This is a genomic window from Rothia sp. HMSC069C10 (assembly GCF_001812205.1).
GTDB classification, from domain to species: domain Bacteria; phylum Actinomycetota; class Actinomycetes; order Actinomycetales; family Micrococcaceae; genus Rothia; species Rothia mucilaginosa.
In genome coordinates, this window is sequence record NZ_KV808306.1 from 12792 (window position 1) to 15398 (window position 2607).

The 2607-nt window shown below is 53.4% G+C and carries 3 protein-coding genes; all 3 read left to right on the forward strand.

Annotated features, from left to right (window positions below):
* Positions 1-115 precede the first annotated feature (115 nt).
* The 3 genes from HMPREF2842_RS08785 to HMPREF2842_RS08795 all read left to right on the forward strand — a co-directional run bounded on the left by HMPREF2842_RS08785 (position 116) and on the right by HMPREF2842_RS08795 (position 2384).
* Entirely contained in the window at positions 116-646 is a 531-nt protein-coding gene (locus tag HMPREF2842_RS08785) for a hypothetical protein (protein ID WP_049360568.1), read from the forward strand.
* Positions 647-673: 27 nt separating this feature from the next.
* Complete coding sequence (locus tag HMPREF2842_RS08790; RefSeq protein WP_070644337.1) at positions 674-1576, forward strand: hypothetical protein; 903 nt, start codon at positions 674-676, stop codon at positions 1574-1576.
* A gap of 148 nt (positions 1577-1724) precedes the next feature.
* Positions 1725-2384, forward strand: a complete 660-nt coding sequence (locus HMPREF2842_RS08795) for a hypothetical protein (protein WP_070644339.1) — start codon at positions 1725-1727, stop codon at positions 2382-2384.
* Positions 2385-2607 lie beyond the last annotated feature (223 nt).

A 2607-nucleotide genomic window follows, 5' to 3' on the forward strand; every position in this document is an offset into this window, starting at 1 on the left:
TCACCAACCACTACCGCACAAGGACGTACATACTATGAGCGCTGTTTTTGAGACAACCCCACTTTGAAGAAATCACAGAGCAACAGCCCGCAGCCCAGAAAGAAGGTGAAGAGCAGTGAAAAAGAACTCCCCGAGGAAAAAGAACGTTTCAAAGAAAAGGAACATCTCGAAGAAAAAGAGTTACCCAGAGGCAAATTACATTACCGAAACTGGGGCTATAAAAAAGACCCGCAAAAAGAGATACACCAAGAAAAAGAAGAATAAAATCGACTTCAAAGAGTATCTTCGCAAAAAAGCAAAAGCTGCGTGGGATGCACGCGACGTCATCATATTCGTGGCAGTCATGCTAGGGTTCCTTGCGTCCTTACATCTTATGACCAGCTACAACCCGGGCAATGAATCCGCTATCTGTACTGTCACCTCAGTCGAAATCATTGAGCACGAAGACCCATACTCAATCTCCGGTGAATTCGAGACGGAAGAGTGCGGAATCATCACAACATGGAACGCCCCTGATGGTATCCCCATCCGCAAATACCTCCAGAACTTTGAGACGGGCAAGAAGTATAGGGCGTACAAGTCCTTCCATACCCGCAACGATGAATTCGACTTCAGCGTCCTCCGCTTTGAAGAGATCAAAGAGTAACCCCACCCCCGCAGAAAGGATCCCACCATGGACGATATCGGCGACTTTATCATCGGCTTTTTTGAGGTGACCCTCGCCTCCTCAACAACCCTGCAGCGAGTATTTCTGTGGATTCTGTTCTCTATATCCATTCTTCTATCGTTTGTCCCCGTCGTGACGGGTGAATACGCGTGGAGTATCCTATCCATCTCCACGATGCTGTTTTCCGTCGTGATGATTGACGGCACGCGTGAGCACGGTGTGCAGGATGCAAAGAACGGTGGCGCGTACCATTACTTTCTGCTGACGGTAGGCACGTTCTGCGTTGCTGCGATTGTTCTGCTCGCTGCTCTCTCCCTGGTGGGTGTCCCGCCGGTTGCCTCCACCCCGCAGGTGGACGGCATCAATTTCGCGCCCTGGTATGTGGCGGCGTCCGCGCTGGTTCTTCTGCTGTTCTTCTATAACGCCGCGCAGCCGAGCGAGGAAATCCCTAACCTGCACCGTATGGAGCGCATCAACCGGTATGTGCGCACCGTGGTGCTGGGTGTGAGCGCCCTGATGGTGCTCCTCTGCCTGGTTATTCCGGTGGCTTCTTTCGCCACCACCGGTTATGAGCCTGTGGGTGTTTCGGTGGTGCTGTGCCTGGTGCCGGTTTTCCTGATTTTTGTGCGCCGCGCCCTATTCAAGCTGTGGGCGGCGACCTTTGAGGAGGGCACTGCCGGGTATGGCGTGTTGCGTGGCTTCTGCGTAGCCCTGATGGGTTTGGGTGGATGTTTGGCGGCGGTCCGTCTTGCTGCTGATGTTGTGCAGTCCGGTAGCGGGTTGTCGCTGGTGTATGTGGTGCCGGTGATCGCCTCGTACCTGCTGGTGAAGAGGTACGTGACCGTGGGTGTTGCTATCCCCGAGAAGGAAGATGAGGAGGACCCGGAGGCTGAACCTGCAGCAAGCTAAACCGTGGAAACCCGCGGGCGGAGGAGCATTGTGCACCAAGCGCACGGTCTAGGACGATTCACGCACCGGGGTATCCTTGGGGAAGGTACGCCACCTGTCGGTGGTGCGCTTCCGGATATTCACCAACCACACGAAACGAGAACCCGTCATGCGCATTTTCCTGATTATTATCTGGGGCATCCTGGCCTTCATCTCGGTAACCGGGACGCTCTACATCATTACCAACTATGAGATTCAGCGCTGGAAGGATATGGAGCGCCGCCGCCAAGGCGCGTACATCCGACGGGTTAATCAGGCAGAGGCTCTTCTAACAATATTTACCCCTGGGTTCCCGTGTCTTGGTTTCTTTCTCCATCTTGTTGAGGAGGGGTCTCCAGGTTTTTGGTATGAACTGGGTGGGATACTTATGTCAATTATGTTCATGCTGTACGCCTGGTATGTCCATGTTGCCTATGTGAAGATCTCCCCTGAAGGTATTGAGCAGCGTATGTGGTCGGCGCGTACAACCGTGTACCCGGTCAACGCTATTGACGGAATCGAATACTATAAGGCACTTGCTGTAGATAGTCAGGACCTCGTCTCTTTCTATAGCAAGTCTGGGAAGTTGATTGCTGCCTTCAGCCCGATTATTCATAAGAATTATCGTCTAATGGCGATTGTGCGGTTCAGGATTGAGAACGACCGCTGGCCTGACATGAATAATCCGAGTGATATTGCTCGGGTGGATGCTCTAGATAGTGGCCCTGATACAGTCCCGTATTTTAGGGAGCGGAAGAAGGTTACTGGTCTTGCCGACGTCGATATGTAGCATCGCACGGCATTAGCCTCGAAACATAGAGAAAGCCCCTGGGCTGAGAGATTACCTCTCAGCCCAGGGGTCTTCTGCATACCACGGTCAGCCAAGAAACTCGGGCGGATACGGGTCCAATCCCACCCGCCGGTGAATGGTCGCCCAGTCTTCACCCGAGCCTTGCGCCCAGTTAACCTTCTGGTCAGATACCGTGCGATAGGCTAAGGATGTGCCCGCCACC

Excerpts from the sequence above, each read along its gene's own strand:
- HMPREF2842_RS08795 (WP_070644339.1), top strand. The coding sequence starts at position 1,725 with ATGCGCATTTTCCTGATTATTATCTGGGGCATCCTGGCCTTCATCTCG.
- HMPREF2842_RS08790 (WP_070644337.1), top strand. The coding sequence starts at position 674 with ATGGACGATATCGGCGACTTTATCATCGGCTTTTTTGAGGTGACCCTC.